We start from the raw sequence: 24,717 nt of genomic DNA on the forward strand, positions 1-24,717 counted from the left end.
GTGTTCGGCATTCGTCCATGCCCGAGCGCCGTCGTCGCGGGTGCCGACACAGGGCGTGGCCGATTGCCACCTAGCACTCTATACACGGGAGTGCTAGCACTCAAGGGGGCCCCGCTGCTCCCCGCGCGTTCGCCCTCAGCGATCAGCCGACCTGCGCCTTCACCACCGGCAGGCCCGGGTCGCTGGGCACGTCCAGCGGGGATGGCGGCGCCCCGGCGGCCACCAGATGCGCGGCGAACGACGCGATCATCGCTCCGTTGTCGGTGCACAGCCGGGGCCTGGGGATGCGCAACGTCAGGCCGCCCGCCGCGCAGCGCTGCTCGGCCAGCTCCCGCAACCGCGAATTCGCGGCCACTCCCCCGGCGATCAGCAGTGTCGAGACGCCGAGGTCCGTCGCGGCGCGCACGGCCTTGCGGGTCAGCACGTCGGCCACCGCCTCCTGGAACCCGGCCGCGACGTCGGCGTTCACCGCGTCCGGGTGGCTTTCCAGGTGCCGGGCCACGGCCGTCTTGAGGCCGGAGAAGCTGAACGCATAGGGGTCGTCGCGCGGCCCCGTCATGCCGCGCGGGAAGGCGATCGCGTCGCGGTCGCCGGTGCGGGCCAGCTCGTCGAGCACCCTGCCGCCCGGGTAGCCCAGCCCCAGCAGCCGCGCCACCTTGTCGTAGGCCTCGCCGGCCGCGTCGTCGACGGTGCTGCCCAGCTCGACGATCGGCTCGCCGAGCGAGCGCACATGCAGCAAGTGGGTGTGGCCGCCCGAGACCAGCAGCGCCACGCACTCGGGTAGCGACCCGTGCTCGTAGACGTCGGCGGCCAGGTGCCCGCCCAGATGGTTCACCGCATAGAACGGAACCCCCCAGGCGGCCGAATAGGCTTTGGCCGCAGCAACTCCCACCAACAGGGCGCCGGCCAGCCCGGGCCCGATCGTGGCGGCGACGATGTCCGGCCTGTCCAGGCCCGCGGCCGCCAGCGCGCGGCGCATGGCGGGCCCCAACGCCTCCAGGTGCGCGCGCGAGGCGATCTCGGGGACCACGCCGCCGAACCGCACGTGTTCGTCGACGCTGGAGGCCACCTCGTCGGCCAGCAGGGTGACGGTGCCGTCGGTGTCCAGCCGCGCGATGCCGACTCCCGTTTCGTCGCACGACGTTTCGATGGCCAAGATCGTCGTCACAGCGCCTCCCGCCGCATGGTGTAGGCGTCGGCGCCGCTGACCCGGTAGTAGCTCCGGCGCACGCCGATCTGCTCGAACCCGACACTGCGGTACAGCGCGATGGCCGCCTCGTTGTCGGTGCGCACCTCCAGGTAGACGACGCCGCCGTCGGCGAACGTCAGCAGCTCGTCGAGCAACCGGCGGCCGATGCCCTGCCCCTGGTAGGCGGGGTCCACGCCGATGGTGTGGACCTCGTGCTCGTAGGGCGGTGTGCGGCCCAATCGCGAGATGCCGGCGTAGCCGACGAGCGTTCCGCCGACGCGCGCGCCCACGTAATGGTTGTGGGCACTGGCCAATTCGCGGTTGAACGCCGCCGCCGGCCATGGATCGTCGCCGTCGAAGAGCTGCGCCTCCAGCTCGGCGCAGCGCTGCGCGTCGGCCCGCGTCAACGCGCCGACGGTCACCGGCTCGGCGATCATTGCCGCGCCGCCAGGGGTTTGGCGTCGGGCCGACGCAGGTACAGGGCCACCAGCGGAGCCGGGTCATCGCGCCAATCCCCCACCGCGGCAACGAGTCCGGCCGGTGTCGGGTGGATGGGACCGCACACCGGCAGGCCGAACATCGCCGCGTGGTCGGGTGAGCCGGCCACAGCCTGCGCTCCGCCGTGGTCGACGTCGGCGGGGGCATCAACGCCCGGTCCGCCGGTCCGGACGCCGTCGCGGTAGCGGGCCCAGTAGACCTCGCGCCGTCGGGCGTCGGTCACCACGAGCGCGTCCCCGGTGGTGTGCACGCCGATGGCGTCCAGGCTGCACACGCCGTGCACCGGGATGCCGAGCGCATGCCCGTAGGCGGCGGCGGTGGCCATCCCGGCCCGCAGGCCGGTGAACGGACCCGGGCCGCAGCCCACCACGACGGCGTCGAGGTCGACCATTGTCAGCCCCGCATCGGCAAGGGCGGCAAGCACATTCGGGGTCAGGCGTTCGGCGTGGGCGCGGGCGTCGACGGTGACCCGCTGCGCCAGCGCGCACAGGTCCTCGCGCCGCACGATGCCGGCCGTCACCGCGGGGGTGGAGGTGTCGAGGGCAAGGACGATGCTCATGGGTGCGCCTCACCGCCGGCCCACTGCCAGGTCGCGATCCGCACGTCGGACCCGCTGAGGCGTTCCAGCCTGATGTCGAGGTGGCGTTCCGCGAGGCGCTCGACCAGACCTTCACCCCATTCCACCACGACGACAGCGTCGTCGAGATCGCTGTCCAAGTCCAGCGAATCGAGCTCACCGAGCAGGTCTGCGCCCTGGTTGTCGGTGTGGTCGAGCAACCGGTACATGTCGACGTGAATCATCGTCGGGGCGCCCTCCCGTCGCGGCGGATGCACCCGCGCCAACACGTAGGACGGCGAGGTGACCGGGCCGTCGACGTCCATGGCCGCGGCAATCCCCTTGGCCAGCACGGTCTTTCCCGCACCGAGCGGACCGGAGAGCACCACCACGTCGCCCGCCCGCAGCTGCTCACCGAGCCGGGTCCCCAACGCGATCGTGTCCTCGACGCGCTCGCAGGTCGCGGTGCCCTCACCCTTACCCACGACGCCACAGCCTTTCCCGTATCCGCCGCAGCCGCAGCGCCGCCTTGGTCGGGGTGGCACGCCTGACCAGCCGCACCAGGCCACCGTTGATCGCCTCCGGCTTGTCCAGCAGCGCCAGGTGACTCGCGCCGACGACGATGACCAACTCGGACCGCGGCAGGCTGGCGGCCATCTTTCGCGAATACTCGTCCGGGGTGAGCAGGTCGTGGTCCCCGCAGGCGATCAGGGTCGGGACCCGCAGCAGGGTCCACAGCCCGGCGGTTTCGTCGTGCTTTTCCAACGCGTCCAGAAACCCCACCATGGTGGGTATCGGCGTGCTGTTCATCATCCGCTGCGAGAACGCGTCCAGGCTCCGGCTGACCTGCAGATCGCTGTAGGACGCGGCGCGCAGCACCGGGCCGATCAGCGAGCGGGATACGTTGCGCCCGCGGTGCATCAGGTTCGGCGCGGACCGCGCGGCGACCCGGACCGCTTCCAGCGCAGGGTTTTTCAGGATCTCGCCCAGTGGTGATCTCGCCACACCTTCGGCCGCCGAGGAAATCAGCGCGGCGCCCACGATTCGGCGCCCGTACTGTTCGGGGAACTGGCGGGCGTGCGACAACACCGTCATGCCGCCCATCGAGTGGCCCACCAGCACGATCATTCCGCGCGGCACCACCGCGTTCAGCACGGTCTGCAGGTCCCTGCCGAGCTGGGTCAGCGTGTAGGTCTCGGGCTCGGCCTCGCCGGATCGGCCGTGGCCACGCTGGTCGTAGAAGACCATGCGCACGTCGGGGCCCAACTGGTCGGGCAGCCGGGTCCGCTGAAAGTGGAAGGCCCCCATCTGCAGGCAGAATCCGTGCACGAACACCAGCGTCAGCGGCGCGTCGGCGGGGCCCGCGTCGCGGACCGCGAGCGGCACCCCGTCGGGCGTGGTCACCACCAGGCTGCGGTCGTCCTCGAGCCGGTTGAAATCCTCGTGGGCGTAAGGGTCTTCGACCGTGGCGCGTTGGGTGATCGAGCGGCGGGCCGAGGCTCCGATGATCGTGGCGATGGCCGTCAGCCCCGCACCACCCGCAAGCCATGCCCTGCCCCTATAGCGCCTGCGGGTTCCGTCAGGGCTCAATGGTTCGCGCCTCGCGGTAGGTCCTGGTGATCCGCCCGCGGGGGCTGGTCACCACTTCGTAGTGGATGGTGCCGAGCAGATCCGCCCAATCCTGCGCGGTGGGTTCGCCGCTCGCGCCGGGACCGAACAGGATCGCCTCGTCGCCCTCGGCGACATCGGTGGGGCCGGGTCCCAGGTCGACGACGAACTGGTCCATGCAGATCCGCCCGACCCCCGGTCGGCGCCGGCCGTTGATCAACACCTCCAGGCGGTTGCCCAGGGACCGGAAGACGCCGTCGGCATAGCCCACCGGCAGCAGCGCGAGGGTGGTGTCTCGCCGCGCGGTCCAGGTGTGCCCGTAGGACACGCTCTCGCCCGCACGAATCGACTTCACCAGTGCCACCGGGCATTTCACTGTCATCGCCGGAATCAGTCCCATGTCGCCGCGCTCGGGAACCGGGCTCAGTCCGTACACCGCGATGCCGGGGCGCACCATGTCGAAGGCGAGGTCGGGCCGCGACATCGTGGCCGACGAGTTCGACAGGTGCGCGGCCTCGTACCGCACCCCCTGATCGCGCGCCTGGGCGAGCATCTCGGTAAACCGTTGGGCCTGAAGGTCGTTGACCGGGTTGGCGGGTTGGTCTGCGTACACCATGTGGGACATCAGGCCGCGCAGCACGATGGCGTTCTCGGCGACGGCGCGGCGCAGCGCGGTAAGCATCGACGGGTAGTGCTCCGGCGGCACGCCGTTGCGGTTCAGCCCGGTGTCGACCTTGACGGTGACCGTCGCGGTCCGGCCGGTGCGGCGCACGGCGTCGAGCAGCTCGTCGAGCTGGCGCTCCGACGACACGGCGATCTGGACGTCGGCCAGCAGCGCGGGCGCGAAGTCGAAGCCGGGCGGGTGCAGCCAGGCCAGCACCGGCGCGCGGACGCCGTCGGCGCGCAGCGCCAGCGCCTCGTCGACGGTGGCCACCCCCAGCTCGGCGGCCCCCGCGGCCAGCGCGGCGCGCGCCGTCTGGGCGGCTCCGTGGCCGTACCCGTCGGCCTTGACGACGGCCATCACCTGCGCGCCGCCGGCCTGCTCGCACAGCAGCCGCACGTTGTGCGCGATGGCGCCGAGGTCCACCAGGGCCTCGGCGAGGAGGCCCGGTGTCAGGGATATCGGCGTAGCGGCCCGCCCGGTCATGGGCGCCATTGTCCCAGAACCGCGCCACCCGCCGCCGAGCGTGGACTTGTTGGCGAGATTTCGGCGTGATCGGCGCAACAACTCCACGCTCGACGGCGCGGCGCCACCACCTCAGTGCGCGAAGTGCTGATCCGCGTAGTGGCCGCCGGGCCGGAGCTTGTCCAGCGAACTGAGCGCCGAGACGGCGTCATCGTGCAGGGCCCGGGCCAGGTCGGCGGACAGGCCCTCGCGCACCACGATGCGCAGCACGGAGACGTTGGTGGCGTTGTCCGGCATGGTGTAGGCGGGCACCTGCCAGCCGTAGGTCCGAAGCTCGTGGGAGACGTCGAACTCGGTGTAGCCGCGGTCCTTGGACAGCCGGAACGCGACCACGGGGATCGCCGAGCCGTCGGAGACCAGCTCGCAGTGCTCGCTGACCCGCAGCTGCTCACCGAGCCAGCGCGCCGTCCCGGACAGCGCCTGCATGACCTTGGTGTAGCCCTCCCGGCCGAGCCGCAGGAAGTTGTAGTACTGGCCGACCACCTGGTTACCGGGGCGGGAGAAGTTCAGCGTGAAGGTCGGCATGTCGCCGCCGAGGTAGTTGACCCGGAACACCAGGTCGTCGGGCAGGTACTCCTTGCTGCGCCACACCACGAACCCGACGCCGGGATAGGTCAGCCCGTACTTGTGGCCGCTGACGTTGATCGACACCACCCGGGGCAGCCGGAAATCCCACTTGAGCTCGGGGTGCAGGAAGGGCACCACGAACCCGCCGCTGGCGGCGTCGACGTGCACCGGGACGTCCACACCGCCGCCGGCGGCCAGCTTGTCCAGCGCGCCGCAGATGTCGGCGACCGGCTCCAGCTCGCCGGTGTAGGTGGTGCCCAGGATCGCCACCACGCCGATGGTGTTCTCGTCGACGGCGTCGACGACCTGTTCGGGGGTGATGACGTAGCGGCCCTCCTCCATCGGCAGGTAGCGGGGCTCGACGTCGAAGTAGCGGCAGAACTTCTCCCAGACCACCTGGACGTTGGACCCCATCACCAGGTTCGGGGTGCGGCCCTTCCAGTCCTTGCCGATTTTCGCGCGCCACCGCCACTTCATCGCCAGCCCGCCGAGCATCACCGCCTCGCTGGAGCCGATCGTGGACACCCCGCACGCGCTGTAGGGGTCGGCGTCGTTCAGGCCGTCGGCGTGGAACAGGTCGGCCACCATGCACACGCAGCGCTGCTCGATGGCCGCGGTCGCCGGGTACTCGTCCTTGTCGATCATGTTCTTGTCGAACGTCTCGGCCATCAGCTTGCCGGCCTCGGGGTCCATCCAGGTGGTGACGAAGGTGGCCAGGTTCAGCCGCGAACTCCCGTCGAGCATCAGCTCGTCGTGGATGAAGCGGTAGGCGGCGTCGGGATCCATCGATTCGTCGGGCATCCGCAGTGCGGGGACCGGTGCGGTGAACAGCCGGCCCGTGTAGGCGGGGGCGATGGAGTGCGCGGGCAGCGAAGGGTGTTGTGGCACTGGGGAATCCTCTCGATAGGTCTACAGGGCGGCCAGGGCGGCTCGGATGTGTGGCACCATGCGCGAGGCCGAGGTGGGCGCGTCGCCGGGGCCCGGGTCGGCGGCCGAGCTCGCCGCCGCGCGCGCGTGGACGAAGGCCGCGGCCGCGGCCGCCTCCCCCGGCGGCAGGCCCGCCGCCAGCAGCGCGCCGATCATGCCGGACAGCACGTCGCCGGAACCCGCGGTGGCCGCCCACGACTGCCCGGCCGGGCTGAGGTAGACCGGACCGCCCGGATCGGCGACGACCGTGACGTTCCCCTTGAGCAACACCGTGGCGCCGAACGCGTCGGCCAGCTTGCGGCACGCGCCCACCCGGTCATCACCGGGGGGGTTACCCGCCAGGCGGGCGAATTCACCCGCGTGCGGGGTCAGCACCGTCGGCGCGCCGCGTTTGGCCACCAGCTCGGGATGGGCCGCCAGGATGGTCAGCCCGTCGGCGTCCACGATCACCGGCAGCTCGGTGTCGAGCGCGAACCACAGCGCCGCGGCCCCGGCGTCGTCGGTGCCCAATCCCGGCCCGACGACCCAGGACTGCACCCGCCCGGCCGACGCGGGGGTGGGAGAGGCGATCACCTCGGGCCAATGGGCGAGCACCTCGCGGTGCGCGCTGCCGGCGTAGCGCACCATCCCGGACGTCGCCGCGACCGCGGCGCCGGTGCACAGCACGGCCGCACCCGGGTACGTCGACGAGCCGGCCATCACGCCGGTGACACCCTGGGTGTACTTGTCGTCGTGGGGTCCCGGCACCGGCCAGCGTGCCGCCACGTCGGTGGCCTCGAAGCCCAGCACGTCCGTGTCGGGCAGGTCCAGGCCGATGTCGATCAGCCGCACCCGCCCGCACTCGCCGAGCGCGTGCACGGGTTTGAGCCCGCCGAAGGTGACGGTCAGGACGGCGCGCACGGCGGGGCCGCTGGTGGCCCCGGTGGCCGCGTCGATGCCACTGGGGATGTCGACGGCAACCACCGGGATCCCCGCGTCATCGACCGCGGCGAACACCTCGGCCGCGGCGGGCCGCAACGATCCCGAGCCGGAGATGCCCACGACACCGTCGATGACGAGATCGGTTGCGGGCGAGACGCTTTCGACGATCCTGCCGCCGGCCCTGCGGAACGCCGCCAGCCCCTTGCGGTGGGTGCGCTCGGGGTTGAGCAGGATCGCGTCGGCGGCCGCCCCGCGACGGCGCACGAAGGTGGCCGCCCACAGCGCGTCACCGCCGTTGTCTCCGGAGCCGACGACGGCGCACACGCGTCGCCCGCTCACCCCGCCGGTGCGGGCCGCCAACTCGCCGATGATCTCGGCGGCCAGCCCGTAGGCCGCGCGCCGCATCAGGGCGCCGTCAGGCAGGCTGGCCAGCAGCGGCGCCTCGGCCTGGCGGATCGCGTCTACGGAGTAGTAATGCCGCATCAGAGCCAGATTACGTGTCGCCGTCGCGGGGGCTTGGCGCCCACCATCTTTCGCCGCGGACCGCCATCAGCTCGGGGGCACGCTGCGGCGCGCCATGGCCTTGAGTCGCGCGGGACTCAATTGCCGGCTGCGCCGGGACCGGGTGCGGGTCATCGGGTAGAAGCACAGTCCGATGAGGATCGAGGCGAAATGCCCGATCGCGGTGAAGTCGAGGTCGACGCGGTCCATCGTGATCAGCGGGAAGCCGAAGATGACGAACAGCACCCCCAGATAGCCCCAGCGCCAGGGCCGGGCGATGTGGTAGGTCAGCACGGCCATCACGCCGACGAGGAAATAGCTGACCCCGATGTCGCGGGCGTGCACGAGGCGTTGCGACGCATCGCGTTCCTCGATCGCGAAGTAGAGGATGCCCTCGCTGATGTAGGTGGCCAGGATGTGAGAGCTCAATCCCACACTGAGCCAGCGCAGCTGACCGAGCCAATGCTCGGCCGGCGCGAGAAACAGGGTGAACAGCAGCAGGTAGGGCTCGAAGCTTTTGCCGTCGATCCACAGCAGACTGGAAAACAGTACGTGGAGTGGATCCTTGCCCAACTCGTGAATGTTGGTGGAGCGGTGCAACAACACCGAGTGCAACTGCCGGCCGGTGAGATGGTTCTGGATGATCGTCGTGACCATCAGCACCAACAGCCAGCCGTAGGTCAGCGGCGCGGTGCTGACGAAATGCCACACCGCCAGCGTCATGCTGCGCACTCGTGCTCGAACCGATGCAGGCGCCACGACATCAACCTTCGCACGCGGGGCGCCGCGCCCCTACGACTTCGGCGGCTAACACGCCGCCACCCCTCAGCTACCCGATGGCGCGGGGACCTCGGCCGGCGGCGCGGCGGCGGGCGCCGGCGGTGTCAAATGTCGCCACCAGCAGCCGATGTAGAGCACCATCGAGGCCACCAGCGCGACCAGGACCCAGATCACGACGGTGATGTCGACCCAGCTGCCGAAGGGTGGTGAACCGGGCAGGGCGTTTCGCAACGGCACCACCGCGAACAGCATCGCCGCGTACCAGGTCGTCATCGGTGGCTGGAACGGCCGCCGGTCCCGCGCGGTCTGAACCGCCACGAACACAGCCAGACTGGCGATCGTGATGAGCACGCCGAGGATGACGATGGCGAACGCCGCGGTGCTCAGCGACCGCCGCAGTTGCAGCCGGTAGGGGCCGTCCGCCTGGGGCCTGGTCGCGGTGAGCTGCCACCCCGAGAGGTGGTCGACGAACGTGACGGGCACGTGTGCGGGCGCGCGGTCGGTGTCGGGGCCGTAGAAGATCTCGACTTCGATCAGCCCCGAGCGGTATTGGTCGAACGGCCAGCGTTCGATCTGCCCGGCGATGGTCAGCGGGACCGACATCAGGCCGGGGAGCATGCCCTTGGTCCAGGTGTGCCGCGACGGCATCGCCGAGGATCGGACGCGGAGGCTGAGATCCTCCTTGAGATGGTGGGTTTTCGGATCCAGCAACGCCGATCCCGGATTGAAGGCGAGGTTGACGGCGAGCACGCTGTAGTTCGACTGGATCTCTTCGACGTTGATCGTCGCCGAGGGCTCGTCGGCGCTCACGACCGGGGTTATACCGTCCAGACGCCGGACGGCATCGCCTTGGGCGTACATCATGATCGACACGATGTATGCCGCGACGATGAGCACGACGAGGCCCACGACGACGTATCTGATGCCGCCCGATCGCATACTTCCTCCCGCACGGACGCCGTGACCAGCTGGCCGAAATGCTTCCCAGGGCAATGTAATGGATCGGCCGCGGGTCCGTCGCCGATACGCGCGAAGCGGTGCGCGCTGCCTACTCGACGGTGACGGACTTGGCCAGGTTGCGCGGCTTGTCCACGTCGTAGCCGCGCGCCTGGGCCACGGACGCGGCGAACACCTGAAGCGGGATCGTCGACAGCAGGGGCTGCAAAAGCGTTGACACGGAAGGGATTTCGATCAAGTGGTCGGCGTAGGGGCGCACGGTGTCGTCGCCTTCCTCGGCGATCACGATGGTGATCGCCCCGCGGGCCTGGATTTCGCGGATGTTGGACAGCAGCTTGGCGTGCAGCACCGCGGACCCCTTGGGGGACGGCATGACGACGATGACGGGCAGATCGTCCTCGATCAGCGCGATGGGGCCGTGCTTGAGCTCGCCGGCGGCGAACCCCTCGGCGTGCATGTAGGCCAGTTCCTTGAGTTTGAGCGCACCTTCCAGCGCCACCGGGTAGCCGACGTGGCGGCCCAGGAACAGCACCGTCGGCGACTGGGCGAATTGGTAGGCCAGCGCGGCCACCGGCTTGATCGTCGCGAGGACCCGCGCGACGACGTCCGGCATGGCTTCCAGCTCGTGGTACTCGCGCGCGACCTCGTCGGGGTACTTGGTGCCCCGGGCCTGCGCCAGCGCCAGGCCGACCAGATAGTTGGCGGTGATCTGCGCCAGGAACGTCTTCGTCGACGCCACCCCGATCTCCGGGCCGGCGCGGGTGTAGAGCACCGCGTCGCACTCGCGCGGGATCTGCGAGCCGTTGGTGTTGCAGATCGCCAGCACCTTGGCCTTCTGCTCCTTGGCGTGCCGGACGGCCTCGAGCGTGTCGGCGGTCTCGCCGGACTGCGAGATGGCGACCACCAGGGTGCTGCGGTCCAAAACCGGGTCCCGGTAACGGAATTCGCTGGACAGCTCCACCTCGACCGGCAGCCGCGTCCAGTGCTCGATCGCGTACTTCGCCAGCAGCCCGGAGTGGTACGCGGTGCCGCAGGCCACTACGAACACCTTGTCGATCTCGCGCAGTTCCTGATCGGAGAGCCGCTGCTCGTCGAGCACGATCCGGCCGTCGACGAAATGGCCCAGCAGGGTGTCGGCGACGGCGGCGGGTTGCTCGGCGATCTCCTTGAGCATGAAGTACTCGTAGCCACCTTTTTCGGCGGCGGCCAGATCCCAATCGATATGGAACTCGCGGTATTCGACATCGTCGTTGCCGTCGAAGTCGGTGATCCGGTAGCCGTCCGCGGTGATCACCACGGCCTGGTCCTGGCCGAGTTCGACGGCGTTGCGGGTGTGCGGGATGAAGGCCGCGACGTCGGAGCCGACGAACATCTCGCCGTCGCCGATGCCGAGCACCAGCGGGGTGGAGCGGCGGGCGGCGACGATGGTGCCGGGGTCGTCGGCGTTGGCGAACACCAGCGTGAAGTGGCCGTCGAGGCGGCGCAGCACCGCGAGGACCGACGCGGGGAAATCGCCGGCGGTCTCGCCGTGGCGGTAGGCCTGCGCCACCAGGTGCACCGCGACCTCGGTGTCGGTGTCGCTGGCGAACTCCACGCCCTGGGCCTCGAGCTCGTGGCGCAGGTTCGCGTAGTTCTCGATGATGCCGTTGTGGACCACCGCGATCTTGCCGGCGGCGTCGCGGTGCGGGTGGGCGTTGCGGTCGGTGGGGCGCCCGTGGGTGGCCCACCGGGTGTGGCCCAGGCCGGTGGTGCCGGTCAGCGAGTGCCGCGGCATCTGGGCGACCGCCTCTTCCAGGTTGGCCAGCCGGCCGGCGCGGCGGCTCACCGTCAGGGTGCCGTCGCCGTTCGCCAGCGCGATGCCCGACGAGTCGTACCCGCGGTACTCCATCCGCCGCAGCGCGGCCATGACGACGTCACAGGCGGGCTGCTGCCCGACATAGCCGACAATTCCGCACATTCTGACCAGGGTAGTGCAGGCGGCACACCGGGCCCGCAATCCGGCGCTATGGTTAGGCCGCCCACCTGCAGGAAGGCGTGCCCGGGCACCGCGACTGGGACGGCCTCAGGTGGACGTCCTGGACCAATCGGCCCAGTCCCCAGCCATTCATGTCACCGTCATAACCGGCGGGAGTTCTTTCATCTGATGTGCGCGCGACGTTTTCGTTCACGTCATCGCGGCCGCGCTTAACGCCTCTAGCATTCCAAATTGTCAGCAAAGATCGTCACCGACCAAAGGACTAGCTGCGTGAGGCTGCCCAGAGTTTCTGGCTACCTCGATTCCCGTTTTCGCCGACACATGAATTCAGCCGTCGATGGTTGTTCACCGGGAATTGTGCAGCGGGTCGCATTGAAATGCGTAACTTGCTCCGACCGACAACCGTGCGCCATGAGGAGGCAATCATGACCGCAGTTCGGTACGACGAAGTGGTGCCCGCCCCCTCGGCGCCGGCCCCCGGGCACGCCGCCCGGCCACGCCGGCACCCGTCCGCGGGCTCCGGAAACGCCTTGATGGACTTGACCACCCACGTGCTCACCGCCACGCTGCACCAGCTCTACGCGGCGCTGTGGCGGGCGGGGGTCATCGAGGTCACGGCCTAGTCATCTGCGCCGGCGCGCGATTGCGATGCGCTAACGTCGACGCGTGGCCCGCATCCGCAAGCTCGTCGCCGCTCTGCACCGCCGTGGTCCGCACCGGGTTTTGCGGGGTGACCTGGCCTTTGCCGGTCTGCCGGGTGTGGTGTACACCCCGGAGGAGGGCCTGAATCTGCCCGGCGTGGCGTTCGGCCACGAGTGGCTGGCCGGCGCCGCCCGGTACTCGAATCTGCTCGAGCATCTGGCGTCGTGGGGGATCGTGGCCGGCGCTCCCGACACCCAGCGGGGTGTGGCCCCCTCGGTGCTGAACTTCGCCTTCGATCTGGGCACCGCCCTGGACATCGTGTCGGGTGTGCGCCTCGGGCCGGGCAAGATCAGCGTGCATCCCGCCAAGCTGGGCGTGGTCGGTCATGGTTTCGGCGGCTCGGCCGCGGTATTCGCCGCCGCGGGAATGCCCGCCAAGCTCGCGGCGGTGGCGGCGATTTTCCCCAGCGTCACCAGCCCGCCGGCCCAGCAGCCCGCCGCGACGCTCAAGGTGCCGGGAGTGATCTTCACCGCGCCGGGCGACCGGACGACGTTGAACTCCAACGCGCTGGCGCTTGCCGAGGCGTGGAAGCCGGCGACGCTGCGCATCGTCAGCAAGGCCGAGCCCGGCGGGCTGGTGGAGGGTCGGCGGCTGGCCACGGTGCTCGGCCTGCCCGGCCCGCACCGGCGTACCCAGCGGTCGGTTCGGGCGCTGCTGACCGGTTACCTGCTCTACACGCTCGGCGGCGACAAGAAGTATCGCGATTTCGCCGACCCGGACGTGCACCTGCCCGGGACGGACGCCATCGATCCCGAGGCCGAGGCGATTCCCCTGGAAGAAAAGATCGTCGCCCTGCTGAAGTGAGGGGGAGTTGATGTCGAGCGCGCACGCGCTGTACGCCCGCTGGATCACCGAACTCTGGAACGGACGGCCGGTCGCGGCCGAGCTGGTCACCGACGACTTCGTCGGTCACTGGCCCGGCCGGGAGGTACAGGGACCGGACGCTCTCGCGCAGATCATCGAGCAGACACGAAACATGTTCTCGGACTTGAGCTTCGGCATCGAGGTCGGCCCGCTGACCGAGGGTGATCTGGTGGCCGGGCGCTGGGTGGGCACCGGCCACGGCCCGGACGGCCCGGTCTCGTTCACCGGTAACGACATCCTGCGCCTGGCCGCCGACGGCCGGCGCTTCGCCGAGTACTGGACGGGCACTTCCGCGGGCTGAGCGCCCCGTCCCGCACGGGCGCGTGGTAAGTGTCATGGATGCGAATCGGGATCGCTCTCAACTATTCGGGCGGCTTTCACGAAGCCGTGGACCGCGTCGTCGAACTCGAAAAGTCCGGCATCGAGGTCGCGGTGGTGGCCGAGGCGTATTCGTTCGACGCCATCAGCCAGCTGGGATACCTGGCCGCCAAAACCAACACGGTCGAACTGGCGTCCGGGGTGCTTCCCCTCTACATCCGCACGCCGTCGCTGCTGGCGATGACGGCCGCGGGCCTGGATTTCGTGTCCGACGGGCGATTCCGCCTCGGCATCGGCACCTCCGGACCGCAAGTGATCGAGGGCTTTCACGGGGTCCCGTTCGACGCCCCGCTCGGGCGCACCCGCGAGATCGTGGAGATCTGCCGCAAGGTGTGGCGCCGCGAGCGCGTGCAATACGCCGGCAAGCACTACCAGCTACCGCTGCCCGCCGACCGCGGAACGGGTCTGGGCAAGCCGCTGCAGCTCATCAATCACCCTGTGCGCGAACGCATTCCGATCAGCATCGCCGCGCTGGGTCCCAAGAATGTCGAGCTCACCGCCGAGATCGCCGAGGGCTGGCAGCCGGTCTTCTATCTTCCGGACAAGGCCGCGTCGATCTGGGGTGAGCCGCTGGCCGCCGGCGCCGCCAAACGCGATCCCGCGCTGGGTCCGCTCGACGTCATGGTGCACGCGTCGCTGGCCATCGGGGACAACGTCGACGAGCGGCTGGCCTGGGTCAAGCCGCAGCTCGGGCTCTACATCGGCGGGATGGGCGCCAAAGGCCGCAATTTCTACCACAATCTGGCGACGCGTTACGGGTACGGCGAGGTCGCCGACCGGATCCAGGAGCTGTATCTGTCCGGCCGCAAGCAGGAGGCCATCGACGCCGTGCCCGACGAGCTGGTGCGGGGCATGTCGCTGATCGGGCCGCGCGGGTATGTGGCCGAACGGATGGCCGCCTTCGCCGAGGCCGGCGTGACCACGCTGTTGTTGAGCCCGCAGGCCACCGACCGCGACGAGTCCATGCGTTTCGTCGAGGAAGCCCTGCAACTGCAGCCCTGAGCGGTCACTGCCCCGCCTGCGGAAGCTGGTCCGCGGCAATCTCGCACGGCGTCGACCCCTCCCCCGCGGCGGGTGCGGGTTCGGCGGCCGGCGCTGCCGCGGGAGCCGGCGGCTCGGCCGGCGCCGGATCCGCCGGCGGCGGGGTCTCGACCGGTTGGGCTTGCTGTTCGGGCTCCGTGGGATCGGGCTGACCCGCCTCCCCGTCGACAGGTTCGGCTGGACCGCTCCCCTCGGCGGTGTCGCCGGCGTCCTCGGCGTCGCCGGCGTCCTCTGCGCCCTTCGCGTCAGTCGGATCCTCGGCGTGAAAAGGGTTCTCGTCGAACGCGTTTCCGTCCGCCGAATCGCCGAGCGCGGCCGCGCCATCCGACCCGTCGCCCGCCGACCCGAGCAGATCGCCCATCGCGTCGACGATCCTGGCGGCGAGCCCAAGAAGACCGCCGCCACCCCCACCGAGCCCACCACTGCCGAGGCCGTCGCCGAGCCCACCGCCGCCGAGCCCGCCCAGATCGCCCAAGCTTTCGGCGGGCCACCCCGACGCGTCACCGAGGCCGCTATCCCAGCCCGCGACCGGCGCCGGCGGAGCCGGCAGGGGGGCGACCGGCGCCGGCGCCGCGGCCGCCACCGTCGCCGCGGGGTCGTCCACCCGCGGTGCGGACGCGGCGGCCACCGGCGGGGCGAGCTGCACCGGAACGGCCCCCGCCCCGAGATCACCGGGAAACTCGAACCGCGCCGCCGGGGCGGCGGCGGCCCTGTCGATCACCATCGCGTAGGACGTCTGGACCCCGTCCGACGCGGACCGCATCGCGGCCAGCCAGTCGTTACGAATGTCGTTGTCCACGTAGGGAATCACCTGATGCCGCACCACATCCTCGGCGCCCCGCCGGTCCCCGGCCGTGACCGCGGCGGCGGCGGCCAACCACGCCGGCCGCTGCGCCTGCGCGCGGTCGTCGACGGCGATGGCCGTCGCGACTTTCGAATCGACCAGGTGCCACAGGTTGTCGCGCAGCGACTCGCATCGCTGGGCCGCCGCGCGCAGTTCGCCGACGACCGCGTCCGCGCTGTCGCAATGCCGTTGCAACAGCTGCACCGCGGCGTCGCCGCCCGCGCCCTGCCACGCGACGGCCAGCTCGGCCACCTGGGCGCGCTGCATGCGCAGCGCCTCGGCGGCCACCACGCCGGCGGCCCGCAGCTCCGCGCAGTCACGGTCGAGCGCGCGCAGGTCGAGACCGTCCTCGCTCGCATACCATTCCCGGATCTGCGCGGGATGCGCTGTCAGGTCAAGATGTTGGTAGCCGAGCGCGTGGGACGCCTGCACGTAGGTCTGGGTGTGCTCGACGGCAACCCGGCCCTCGGCGAGGCGCGCGTCCACGTCCAACCGGTCGGCCACGAGCTACGCGATCCGCGCCGCGGCATACAGTTCGGCGTCGGCGTAGCGCTGCGCGCTGGACCGCAGGGCGGCGGCGATCTCGCTGGACGCGCGCGACCACTGCGTCACCTGCTGCGTCAGGCGCCCCAACTCGACGCGAAGCGCGTCGCCGCGCGCGGCGTGCGCCCGCCCGGCGCAGGCCCCGCCGAAGGCCAGCCTGGCCAGGTGATCGCTGACCGCGCGGTCGAGAAATTCCGCGGCCATGGCGAATTGGTTAGCGACCCGGTGCGTGGCCGACGCGTCGATCTGGGCGCGGGCGGCGGCGACAGGCCGTGTTCCCCCAACGAATTTCATGCCTAATCCGACGCCGGTAGGCGGGTCGGGGTTCCCGGCGCTGCGGGATCAGTGCGCGGCGCTGACCGCTTCGGCGACCCGGGTGGCGATCCGCGCAGCGATCTCCTTTTCGGGGGCCTCCACCATCACGCGGATCATGGGCTCAGTTCCCGACGGGCGCAACAGGATTCGACCGGTGTCGCCCAGCTCGGCCTCGGCCTGCCCGACCGCGGACTGCACCGACGGCGCGGCGGCGGCCGTGGCCTTGTCGGCCACCGTGACGTTGATCAACACCTGCGGCAGCGTCTGCATGGCCGAGGCCAAATGCGCCAGCGACGAGCCGGTCTGCGCCATCCGGTTCATCAGCCGCAGCCCGGTGACGATGCCGTCGCCGGTCGAGCCCAGCGCGGGCATCACGATGTGCCCGGACTGCTCGCCGCCCAGGCTGTAGTCGCCGGCCCGCAGTTCCTCCACGACGTAGCGATCGCCGACGCCGGTGGTGCGCACCGTGATTCCGGCCGAACGCATGGCCAGATGCAACCCCAGGTTGCTCATCACGGTGGTCACCAGCGTCCGCGAGGACAGTTCGCCGGCCTCGTGCATGGCCAGCGCGAGCACCACCATGATGTGGTCGCCGTCGACGAGGTTGCCGTCGGCGTCGATGGCCAGGCACCGGTCGGCGTCCCCGTCGTGCGCCAGGCCCAGGTCGGCGCGGTGCACGACGACCGCCGCGCGCAGCGAATCCAGGTGCGTGGAGCCGCAGTTGTCGTTGATGTTGAGCCCGTTGGGCTCGGCGTTGATCGCGATCACCCTCGCGCCGGCCGCGCGGTACGCGCGCGGGCCCACCGCCGAGGCCGCGCCGTGGGCGCAGTCCACCACCACGGTCAACCCGTCGAGGCGCAGCGTGCTGGCCTTGCTCAGGTGACGCAGGTAGCGGTCGGCCGCGTCCTCGGCGTCGACGACCCGCCCGATGCCGGTTCCGACCGGGCGCGGCCCCGGATCCCCGACGAGGGCTTCGATCTGGTCCTCGGTGCCGTCGTCGAGCTTGCGGCCGCCGGGCCCGAAGATCTTGATGCCGTTGTCGGGCATCGGGTTGTGGGAGGCGGAGATCATCACCCCGAAATCGGCGTCGTAGGCGCCGGTCAGGTAGGCCACCGCGGGGGTGGGCAGCACCCCCACCCGCAGCGCGTCGACGCCCTGGCTGGTCAGCCCGGCGATCACCGCGGCCTCCAGCATCTCGCCGCTGGCCCGCGGATCGCGGCCGATCACCGCGACGCGGCGGCCCGGCGCCGACGCGCTCGCCAGACGCCGCGCCGCCGCGGAACCCAGCGCCAGCGCCAGCTCGGCGGTCAACTCGCGGTTGGCGACCCCACGGACACCGTCGGTGCCGAATAGTCGACCCATGCGAACAAACCTCTCACAGTTGTCGGGCTAGCACCTAACGTGCCCGTTCCTTTGTGGCCGAAACCAGGCGCGGGTGGGCGCAGACACGCCGCAACCGGCCACAACTTGTGCACCGCGATGCCAAGTTGTGGCCGGAAAGCGACGGCTGATCAGCGCTTGCTGTACTGAGGCGCCTTGCGGGCCTTCTTCAGGCCGTACTTCTTGCGCTCGGTGGCGCGCGGGTCACGGGTGAGGAACCCGGCCTTCTTCAGCGCGGGACGGTCGTCCGGCGAGGCCACGATGAGCGCCCGCGCGATGCCCAGGCGCAGCGCGCCGGCCTGCCCCGAGGGGCCGCCGCCGTGCAGGTGGGCGTAGACGTCGAAGCTCTCCACCCGGTCCACGGTGACGAGCGGGGCCTTGATGAGCTGCTGGTGCACCTTGTTGGGGAAGTAGCCCTCCAGGGTGCGGCCGTTCAGGTTGAATTGGCCGGTGCCGGGCACCAGGCGCACCCGCACCACGGCCTCCTTGCGGCGGCCGACGGTCTGGATGGGCCGTTCGAACACGTAGGGCTCGGCGGGCGCGGCGACGTCGGCGGGCTCCGAGGCCTCGACCGGGGCTTCGGTCACCTCGGCGGCGGCCACTGTTTCCTCTGCGGTCTCTGGGTTGTCCGGGTTCTCTGGGTTCTCCAGGCCCTCGGTCGTTTCGGTCACTGGGCCACCTGCTTGATCTCGTACGGAACGGGCTGCTGTGCGACGTGGGGGTGCGTCGGGCCGGCGTAGACGTGCAGCTTGCGCGCGATCTGCCGGGCGAGCTTGTTCTTGGGCAGCATGCCGACGATCGCGTCCTCCACGACGCGGTCGGGGTGCTTGGCCATCAGCTCGCGGATGGTGCGGCTGCTCAGACCGCCGGGGTACCCCGAGTGGCGGTACGCCAGCTTCTTGTCCAGCTTCTGGCCGCTGAAGGCGACCTTGTCGGCGTTGATGACGATGACGAAGTCACCGCCGTCGACGTTGGGGGTGAACGTCGGCTTGTGCTTGCCGCGCAGCAGGTTGGCTGCCGCGACGGCAAGGCGGCCAAGCACCACGTCCGTGGCGTCGATGACGTGCCACGACCTCGTGGTGTCACCCGCCTTTGGCGTGTACGTAGGCACAGCGCTTACCACTCTTTCTCTGCGAGCCTCTGTTCCGAGGCTGTGGATCCCGGTGTGACCGGGTGCCGGTCAGGCGTCCGCGGTAAGGGCTTGGTCTCGGCGACCGACGTTGACCCGAGGCCCTGGCGTACCGCACGCCAACGGAGCAGCTTACCGACCGCCATCCCCGCAGGTCAAAATGACTGTGTGGCCCCGACGGCTCTCCCCCGTCAGGACCACACAGTCTCACGCGCGGCCAGACCGCGCGGTGTCTCGTCGGCCGCTACCGCGCCCACACCCCGGCGGCGCGGCGGTCGGCGTTGGCCACCTCGTCCGCGCCGTCGCGGACCGCGTTTCCGAGCGCGGCCAGCATCTCGTTGAGCGCGGTCGCCGACTGGTGCCATTTCAGCTGCTCGGCCTGGTAGGCGGCGGCCGCTTCGCTGGTCCAGAGCTGCTGCAAGGGCGCGATGTGTGCTCTCAGCTCGTCGAGCGCGGCATTGAAGCGGGCCGATGTCGAGTGAATTTCCTGGCGCACCGAGTATTCGATTTCACCGAAGTTGTAGGACAACACCGAATCCACGGGATCTTTCCTCCTCACAGGTTTCCGCCGGCGGCGGCGATGCGGTCGGCGTGGCTTTGGCCGGCCTCCTGCAGGGTGGCCGCGTTCTGCCGAATGGTGTCGGCGATGGTGTGTAGGGCGTGGTAGAGCCGCACCGACTCGGCGTTCCAGCGATCGATCACGTCTTTGAAGCGCGTGGCCGCCGGCCCGCCCCACGCCGACGGCGGCACGCCGCTCATCCGGCCGATGAACGCCTGCAACATTGCCCTGATTTCCTCGTTGCGCGCGTCGGTGGTGCCCGCCACCGACCGCATCAGGTCGACGTCGGCGCTCAGTGGGTTTGGTGCAGCCATACCTATTACGACCGTGACGGGGGTCGTTCGGTTCCACGAATTGTCATCCGATCGCGTGGGCGGATCTGACCGCCTGCTCGCACGCATCGCGGACCCCGCCCTCGTCGCCGGGTCTGCTCTGGCATCCGACGCTGATCCGCAGGGGGCCGTCGAGCAGCACCGTCCAGCGCACCTCATGACCCGGGCGCACCTCGCGGTAGGTCACCGCCGACCGGCCCGCGCTGGTACCGGACGGGTTGAAGTCGACGAACAGCCCGGCGGGCTCGACGTCGATCGCGCGTTTCAACCGTTCGGCGGTGCCGCTGAGCGTCTCGCCGGCCACCGGCGACTGGGTGATGTGCAGCGCGACCTCGGGATCGGCCGGAGACGTGACCTGGACCCGCGCCGAGCCCGGCCCGGTGACCACCCGTCGCGCCGGCCATGTCGCCGGGACCGACAGCGCCACCCGGCCTTCCACCAAAAACGTCGTGGGCGTGGCCTCTACTCGCGTCGGGGGCACTACGCCACGCCGGTCCGGCGCCATCGCAGCCGGCGCCGCCGCGGCGACGACGATGGCGGCGGCCCCCAGTGTGCCCAGGGCCCGCACCCGCGACGGGCGGGCGGTGGGACGCGCCCCCGACGGCAGCGGGCGCACCGGGAAGGACGCCCGCGCAAGCCGGGTGAAGCGAATATGGTTGATTTCCAGCACACTTGGTGCCGACGGCCCGCTCCCGCGTAGCCCGTGGATGATCGACGCCGCCAGCGGCGACGCCCCGGCGACCGTGCTCGGCGTGTCGATCACCACCGCCGCGGGGGCCGCGCCGGCGATGACATCCGCGACGGCTTCGGCGACGGATTGCGGATCGGCGTTGCGCGGTACGGCGGTGATCTCGCTCGCGGTGACCGCCACCAGCCGCTCGGCGATTTCCACCGCCACCGTCGGTTCCGCGCGAGACGCCCGCGTCAGCAGCCATGATCGCGGGCGCGTCCGCACCGCGCCGGCCACCCTCGCGGCGGCCGCGGTCACCACGCCCACGCGCGAGGAGGACCACCAGGACGGGTGCACGACGACCATGCCGTCGGCGGTTCCGCAGGTTGCCGCCCGCAGCGCGGCCTCCCACAACGCGTCGACGGTTACCGGCCGCTCCCCCACCAGCGCGACGCGGTCGTCTATCGCGTCCAGGGCGGACCGGATGACGTCGGCCGTCTCGCCCTCGTCGATCGGTCCTGTGCCACAACATAACCGGCGGATAGTGCCCGGCCCGGCCTCGATGATCGGACGGTGTTCGCTCACGGCGGGCTCCAAGCCACCTGGACGAGGTCTTCGTCGCCGGTACGGTTGGTCAGCAAGCCGCGGCCCGGCGGCAATTGCGCCGGCCGAGCGCGGCCGAACGGCGCGCCCTCGCTGGGAGATCCGCTCATCATCAGCGACATGCAACCGAGGTCACGCAGACCCGCGAGCACCGGCTCGAACATCGCGCGCTCCGCCCCGGCGCCGCGCCGGGCGACGACGAGGTGCAATCCCAAATCTTGTGCGTAGGGCAGGAATTCGGCGATCGGTCCCAGCGGATTTTCCGTCGGCGTGGCGACCAGGTCGTAGTCGTCGACCACGACGTAGATCTGCGGCCCGGACCACCACGAGCGGCTGCGCAACTCGGCCTGGCTCGCGTCGGGCGGCGGCATTCGTGCGCTCAGCAGGGCGAGCACGTCGGGCAGCAGCGCGGCCAACGCGGCCGGCGACATCGCATACCCGCGGAGATGCTCCGACTCGACAACGCCGAGCAGCGTGCGCCGGAAGTCGACGATCAACAGCTGTGCTTGCGCGGCGGTCTTCGTCCGGACCAGCTCACGGCACAAGGTACGCAGCGTCGCCGTCTTCCCGCACGCGCTGTCGCCGAGGATCACCAGATGCGGCTGACCGTCGAAATCTATTGCCGCCGGGCGCAGTTCGCGCTCTCGCAGGCCGAGCAGCACTTGGGCGCGAAGCTCGGCTCCCGACCCGCGCACCAAGGTCTCGCGGTCCACGTGATCGGGCAAGAGCGGTATCGGCGGCGCAACCGAGTGACCGGCGAGCACCTCGGCTACGGGCCTTGCGACCACCATGTGCAGGCCGTCCCGGGACAGCCCCCGTCCCGGGCTGTCGTGCGGGACGTGCGCGGCGGCCTTGCGGTCCAGTTCGGAGTCGGCGGGATCGCCGAGCCGCAACTCGACGCGGGTGCCGAGCTGATCCCGCAGCGACGGCCTGACGTCGGCCCAGCGCGACGCCGACAACACCACGTGCACACCGAACGAAAGCCCATGGGTCGCAAGGGCGGTGATCGAGGCCTCCAGCGCCTCGAATTCCTGGCGCACGGTTGCCCAGCCGTCGATGACGAGGAAGACGTCGCCGAACGGATCATCGTTGGCGACGCCGGCTGCGGCCCGCCGGCGATAGTCGGCGATCGAGCCGATCGCGTGCTCACCGAATATGGCTTCACGCCGCCGCACGACCGACTCGCATTCGGCGACGATCCGCCCGACGAGTCGGGACTCGGCCCTGCCGGGGACCGCACCGACGTGCGGCAACGACCGCACCGACGACAGCGTCCCGCCACCGAAATCCAAGCAGTAGAACTGCACCTGGCTCGCGTCGTGCGTGGCCGCCAGGGCGGTGATGAGTGTGCGCAGCGCCGTCGACTTGCCGGATTGGGGCCCCCCGACGATCGCCGCGTTGCCGGCGGCCCCGGACAGGTCGATCATCAGTGGCGTTCGGCGCTGTTCGAAGGGGCGGTCGACAAGGCCGATGGGGACGGCGGTCAGGCCGGCCGGCGTGGGCTCCGCGCTGTGCAGCAGGGTGTGCAGCTGCGGCGCCGGCCCCAGCGGGGGCAGCCAAACCCGGTGCGCGGGCGGCCCCTGGCCGCGCAGCCGGTCCAGGACCGCATGGTAGATGGCCGGCGGGGAAGTCATGTTCGCCCGGTGGGTGCGACGGACCGCGCCGGTGACGCGGGTCGTGAACGCCTGGGTCGAGCGCGCCGCGGCGGGGGCCTTATCCGGGGAAGCGTCCGTCCGCAGCGGTCCCGAAACCGAGGCGGCCTGGAAGCGAATCGGTTCGCCGCCGCCGATCCGCAGGAAGCCGGCGCCGGGCGCGGCGGGCAGCTCGTACGCATCGAGATTGCCCAGCACCGTGCGGGATTCGGCGGCGGACAGGGTCTTCAGGCACAGGCGGTACGACAGGTGGGCCTCGAGCCCGCGTAGCCGTCCCTCGTCGAGGCGCTGGCTGGCCAGCAGCAGGTGCATGCCCAGGGATCGGCCGAGACGACCGATCGCCACGAAGGTGTCGGCGAAATCTGGTTGCTGGCTGAGCAATTCGGAGAACTCGTCGACGATTATGAACAGCGTCGGCAGGGCCGGCAGCGGCTCAGGCGGGTCGCCGCTGCGGCGCGCGCCTTCGTAGGCCTCGACGCTGACGCAGCCCGCCGTGCGCAGCAGCTGCTGGCGACGATTCATCTCGCCGGCCAGCGCGTCGCGCATGCGGCTCACCAGCGGCGCGTCGTCGGCCAGGTTGGTGATCACGGCGGCCACGTGTGGCGCTCGCGCATAGTCGAGAAAGGTTGCCCCGCCCTTGAAGTCGATGAGCAACAGGTTGAGCGTCAGCGGGGAGTTACGGACCATCATGCCCAGCGCGATGGTCCGCAACAGCTCCGATTTTCCCGACCCGGTTGCACCGATGCAGAGCCCATGCGGGCCCATCCCGCCCTCGGCCGGCTCTTTGATGTCCAGCTCGAGCGGTGCGCCCTGCATGGTGGTGCCGATGGGGACGCGCAGGCGGTCGCGGCGCGCCTGGCCGCGCCATAGCGTCGCCGGGTCGAAACGATGCACGTCGCGCAGACCGACCAATCCGGGCCAACCGGGATCACCGCCCCCCGCTCTCCCCCGATGACCGGCCAGCCGGAGGGCGCACACCAGCGCGTCGACGGGCTCCATCCGGTCGGGGCAAGAAACCGGCGCGGCCTCGCCGGAGCGCCGGATCGTCAGCGGCGCACCGTCATTGCCGCCGCCGATCGCGATGGTGGTGGCGCCGCCGAGCGCGGTGGGACCCTCGTCCAGCTCGGCGACCACCACCACCCGGGTCGCCGCAACGCCCGCGAGCGCGCCCTGCACCTGCGCGGCATCCGAATAGACCATCCGCACCGGACCGGCCGCGTCGGAATCGCCGGGATGTTGGTTGTGCGGCAACCATTTCAGCCATTCCCAGTGGGCGCGATGCGGCTCGCTGACCGCGGCGGCGATCCGCACCTGATCGGGCGCATGCTGCACGGCGAGCTGGCAGATCATCGCGCGTAGCAAGCCACGCGCGGCCCTCGCGTCGCCGTCGATCGTCACCAGCGATCCGTCCCGCAGGTCGATCGGTACCGGCGCAACGACTGTCGAATATGCGTGGAGGAACCGGCGCAACGCCGTGTCGGTGACCGGATCGCGAAGCTCCTCGGCGGCGAGCTCCGGCGCCACCAAACGACGGGCGAGCGGCTGAGGTCCCGTGCCCAGCCGCACGACGCAGAAGTCCGCGTCGCCCGGTCCGCGCTGCCACATCCGAGCGCCGCCGATCAACGTCCACAGTGTGTCGGGATGGGGATGACGCCGAATGGCGCACGCGCGCTGCGCCATAGCGACCTCGGATACGGATTGACTGAGCCGACTCAGGTAGTCGAGATACCGTCCGCGGTCGGCATCGATGCCATCGCCGCGCCGGTGGGCCCGGCCGGTCAGCCCGGACGCCAGGGCCGAGACCAGCATCATCAGCGGGAAGGCCAGGAACACGGGGGTGCGGGCCATGGCGGTCCCCGACGCGAACGCGGCGGCCATGATGCCGATGCTCACCACGGAGATCGCCACCGGCAGCAGGCGGGGCAGTAGGCCGGGCCCCGCCGGTGGCGGCAGGTCCGGTGGCGCCTCGACCACGATTGGCGCCTGTTGTGCCTCGGGCACCAACATCTCGGTCATCGCATCGCCTCCAGTTCGACGACG

Annotated in this window: 24 protein-coding genes; 4 read left to right on the top strand and 20 right to left on the bottom strand. The window is 70.7% G+C overall.

Going from position 1 to position 24,717, the window contains the following annotated elements:
* Nucleotides 1-142: 142 nt before the first annotated feature.
* The 11 genes from tsaD to glmS all read right to left on the bottom strand — a co-directional run bounded on the left by tsaD (nucleotide 143) and on the right by glmS (nucleotide 11,647).
* The gene (tsaD, locus tag P6281_RS21475; protein WP_014381060.1) at nucleotides 143-1,168 is read right to left on the bottom strand and encodes a tRNA (adenosine(37)-N6)-threonylcarbamoyltransferase complex transferase subunit TsaD; all 1,026 of its coding nucleotides are present in this window, start codon (nucleotides 1,166-1,168) and stop codon (nucleotides 143-145) included.
* Nucleotides 1,165-1,626: a ribosomal protein S18-alanine N-acetyltransferase gene (gene rimI, locus P6281_RS21480; RefSeq protein WP_014381061.1), complete on the bottom strand. Its 462-nt coding sequence runs from the start codon at nucleotides 1,624-1,626 to the stop codon at nucleotides 1,165-1,167. The genes tsaD and rimI overlap by 4 nt, the downstream gene beginning before the upstream one ends.
* Entirely contained in the window at nucleotides 1,623-2,246 is a 624-nt protein-coding gene (tsaB, locus tag P6281_RS21485) for a tRNA (adenosine(37)-N6)-threonylcarbamoyltransferase complex dimerization subunit type 1 TsaB (protein ID WP_014381062.1), read from the bottom strand. Before tsaB ends, rimI begins: the two co-directional genes overlap by 4 nt.
* Nucleotides 2,243-2,728, bottom strand: coding sequence for a tRNA (adenosine(37)-N6)-threonylcarbamoyltransferase complex ATPase subunit type 1 TsaE (gene tsaE, locus P6281_RS21490; RefSeq protein WP_014381063.1), 486 nt, complete (start codon nucleotides 2,726-2,728; stop codon nucleotides 2,243-2,245). The genes tsaB and tsaE overlap by 4 nt, the downstream gene beginning before the upstream one ends.
* Nucleotides 2,721-3,770: an alpha/beta fold hydrolase gene (locus P6281_RS21495; protein ID WP_179293521.1), complete on the bottom strand. Its 1,050-nt coding sequence runs from the start codon at nucleotides 3,768-3,770 to the stop codon at nucleotides 2,721-2,723. The genes tsaE and P6281_RS21495 overlap by 8 nt, the downstream gene beginning before the upstream one ends.
* 52 nt (nucleotides 3,771-3,822) lie before the next feature.
* The gene (gene alr / locus P6281_RS21500; RefSeq protein WP_041785794.1) at nucleotides 3,823-4,998 is read right to left on the bottom strand and encodes an alanine racemase; all 1,176 of its coding nucleotides are present in this window, start codon (nucleotides 4,996-4,998) and stop codon (nucleotides 3,823-3,825) included.
* A gap of 111 nt (nucleotides 4,999-5,109) precedes the next feature.
* The gene (locus P6281_RS21505; protein WP_008260200.1) at nucleotides 5,110-6,492 is read right to left on the bottom strand and encodes a glutamate decarboxylase; all 1,383 of its coding nucleotides are present in this window, start codon (nucleotides 6,490-6,492) and stop codon (nucleotides 5,110-5,112) included.
* A 21-nt stretch (nucleotides 6,493-6,513) separates the two neighbouring features.
* Nucleotides 6,514-7,935: an NAD(P)H-hydrate dehydratase gene (locus P6281_RS21510; RefSeq protein ID WP_014385760.1), complete on the bottom strand. Its 1,422-nt coding sequence runs from the start codon at nucleotides 7,933-7,935 to the stop codon at nucleotides 6,514-6,516.
* A 66-nt stretch (nucleotides 7,936-8,001) separates the two neighbouring features.
* The gene (locus P6281_RS21515) at nucleotides 8,002-8,712 is read right to left on the bottom strand and encodes a rhomboid-like protein (RefSeq protein WP_026071203.1); all 711 of its coding nucleotides are present in this window, start codon (nucleotides 8,710-8,712) and stop codon (nucleotides 8,002-8,004) included.
* A 66-nt stretch (nucleotides 8,713-8,778) separates the two neighbouring features.
* Nucleotides 8,779-9,672 carry a DUF4436 domain-containing protein gene (locus P6281_RS21520; RefSeq protein ID WP_008260207.1) on the bottom strand — a complete coding sequence of 298 codons (894 nt, stop codon included), beginning with the start codon at nucleotides 9,670-9,672 and terminating at the stop codon, nucleotides 8,779-8,781.
* Between the two features lie 109 nt (nucleotides 9,673-9,781).
* The gene (glmS, locus tag P6281_RS21525; protein ID WP_008260209.1) at nucleotides 9,782-11,647 is read right to left on the bottom strand and encodes a glutamine--fructose-6-phosphate transaminase (isomerizing); all 1,866 of its coding nucleotides are present in this window, start codon (nucleotides 11,645-11,647) and stop codon (nucleotides 9,782-9,784) included.
* A 443-nt stretch (nucleotides 11,648-12,090) separates the two neighbouring features.
* On the opposite strand from glmS, the gene P6281_RS21530 reads away from it, so the two are divergent.
* The 4 genes from P6281_RS21530 to P6281_RS21545 are packed head-to-tail and all read left to right on the top strand — an operon-like array spanning nucleotide 12,091 to nucleotide 14,611.
* Nucleotides 12,091-12,288: an Rv1535 family protein gene (locus P6281_RS21530; protein WP_008260212.1), complete on the top strand. Its 198-nt coding sequence runs from the start codon at nucleotides 12,091-12,093 to the stop codon at nucleotides 12,286-12,288.
* Between the two features lie 43 nt (nucleotides 12,289-12,331).
* On the top strand, nucleotides 12,332-13,171 hold the full coding sequence (locus P6281_RS21535; RefSeq protein ID WP_008260214.1) for a dienelactone hydrolase family protein: 840 nt from the start codon (nucleotides 12,332-12,334) through the stop codon (nucleotides 13,169-13,171).
* A 10-nt stretch (nucleotides 13,172-13,181) separates the two neighbouring features.
* Complete coding sequence (locus P6281_RS21540) at nucleotides 13,182-13,532, top strand: ester cyclase (RefSeq protein ID WP_014385763.1); 351 nt, start codon at nucleotides 13,182-13,184, stop codon at nucleotides 13,530-13,532.
* A 38-nt stretch (nucleotides 13,533-13,570) separates the two neighbouring features.
* The gene (locus tag P6281_RS21545) at nucleotides 13,571-14,611 is read left to right on the top strand and encodes an LLM class F420-dependent oxidoreductase (protein WP_008260216.1); all 1,041 of its coding nucleotides are present in this window, start codon (nucleotides 13,571-13,573) and stop codon (nucleotides 14,609-14,611) included.
* A gap of 4 nt (nucleotides 14,612-14,615) precedes the next feature.
* Here P6281_RS21545 and P6281_RS21550 read toward each other — a convergent pair whose 3' ends face one another.
* The 9 genes from P6281_RS21550 to eccCb all read right to left on the bottom strand — a co-directional run bounded on the left by P6281_RS21550 (nucleotide 14,616) and on the right by eccCb (nucleotide 24,693).
* Nucleotides 14,616-15,998: a hypothetical protein gene (locus tag P6281_RS21550; protein ID WP_324738518.1), complete on the bottom strand. Its 1,383-nt coding sequence runs from the start codon at nucleotides 15,996-15,998 to the stop codon at nucleotides 14,616-14,618.
* A 3-nt stretch (nucleotides 15,999-16,001) separates the two neighbouring features.
* On the bottom strand, nucleotides 16,002-16,331 hold the full coding sequence (locus P6281_RS21555) for a hypothetical protein (protein WP_014385766.1): 330 nt from the start codon (nucleotides 16,329-16,331) through the stop codon (nucleotides 16,002-16,004).
* Between the two features lie 48 nt (nucleotides 16,332-16,379).
* A complete protein-coding gene (gene glmM, locus P6281_RS21560) occupies nucleotides 16,380-17,714 on the bottom strand; it encodes a phosphoglucosamine mutase (protein WP_238963972.1) in 1,335 nt (444 codons plus the stop codon).
* A 149-nt stretch (nucleotides 17,715-17,863) separates the two neighbouring features.
* Nucleotides 17,864-18,319, bottom strand: a complete 456-nt coding sequence (rpsI, locus tag P6281_RS21565) for a 30S ribosomal protein S9 (RefSeq protein WP_026071202.1) — start codon at nucleotides 18,317-18,319, stop codon at nucleotides 17,864-17,866.
* Nucleotides 18,320-18,399: 80 nt separating this feature from the next.
* A complete protein-coding gene (gene rplM / locus P6281_RS21570; protein ID WP_008260230.1) occupies nucleotides 18,400-18,843 on the bottom strand; it encodes a 50S ribosomal protein L13 in 444 nt (147 codons plus the stop codon).
* A gap of 262 nt (nucleotides 18,844-19,105) precedes the next feature.
* The gene (locus P6281_RS21575) at nucleotides 19,106-19,402 is read right to left on the bottom strand and encodes a WXG100 family type VII secretion target (protein WP_008260232.1); all 297 of its coding nucleotides are present in this window, start codon (nucleotides 19,400-19,402) and stop codon (nucleotides 19,106-19,108) included.
* 14 nt (nucleotides 19,403-19,416) lie between these two features.
* On the bottom strand, nucleotides 19,417-19,734 hold the full coding sequence (locus P6281_RS21580) for a WXG100 family type VII secretion target (RefSeq protein ID WP_014383255.1): 318 nt from the start codon (nucleotides 19,732-19,734) through the stop codon (nucleotides 19,417-19,419).
* Nucleotides 19,735-19,777: 43 nt separating this feature from the next.
* A complete protein-coding gene (locus P6281_RS21585) occupies nucleotides 19,778-21,007 on the bottom strand; it encodes a type VII secretion-associated protein (RefSeq protein WP_014385768.1) in 1,230 nt (409 codons plus the stop codon).
* Nucleotides 21,004-24,693 (bottom strand): type VII secretion protein EccCb, encoded by a 3,690-nt coding sequence (gene eccCb / locus P6281_RS21590; RefSeq protein ID WP_014385769.1) that lies wholly within the window; start codon nucleotides 24,691-24,693, stop codon nucleotides 21,004-21,006. Before eccCb ends, P6281_RS21585 begins: the two co-directional genes overlap by 4 nt.
* Between the last annotated feature and the right edge of the window lie 24 nt (nucleotides 24,694-24,717).

Source organism: Mycobacterium sp. 5-140-3-2 (assembly GCF_035666375.1).
In the GTDB taxonomy this organism is placed as follows: domain Bacteria; phylum Actinomycetota; class Actinomycetes; order Mycobacteriales; family Mycobacteriaceae; genus Mycobacterium; species Mycobacterium intracellulare.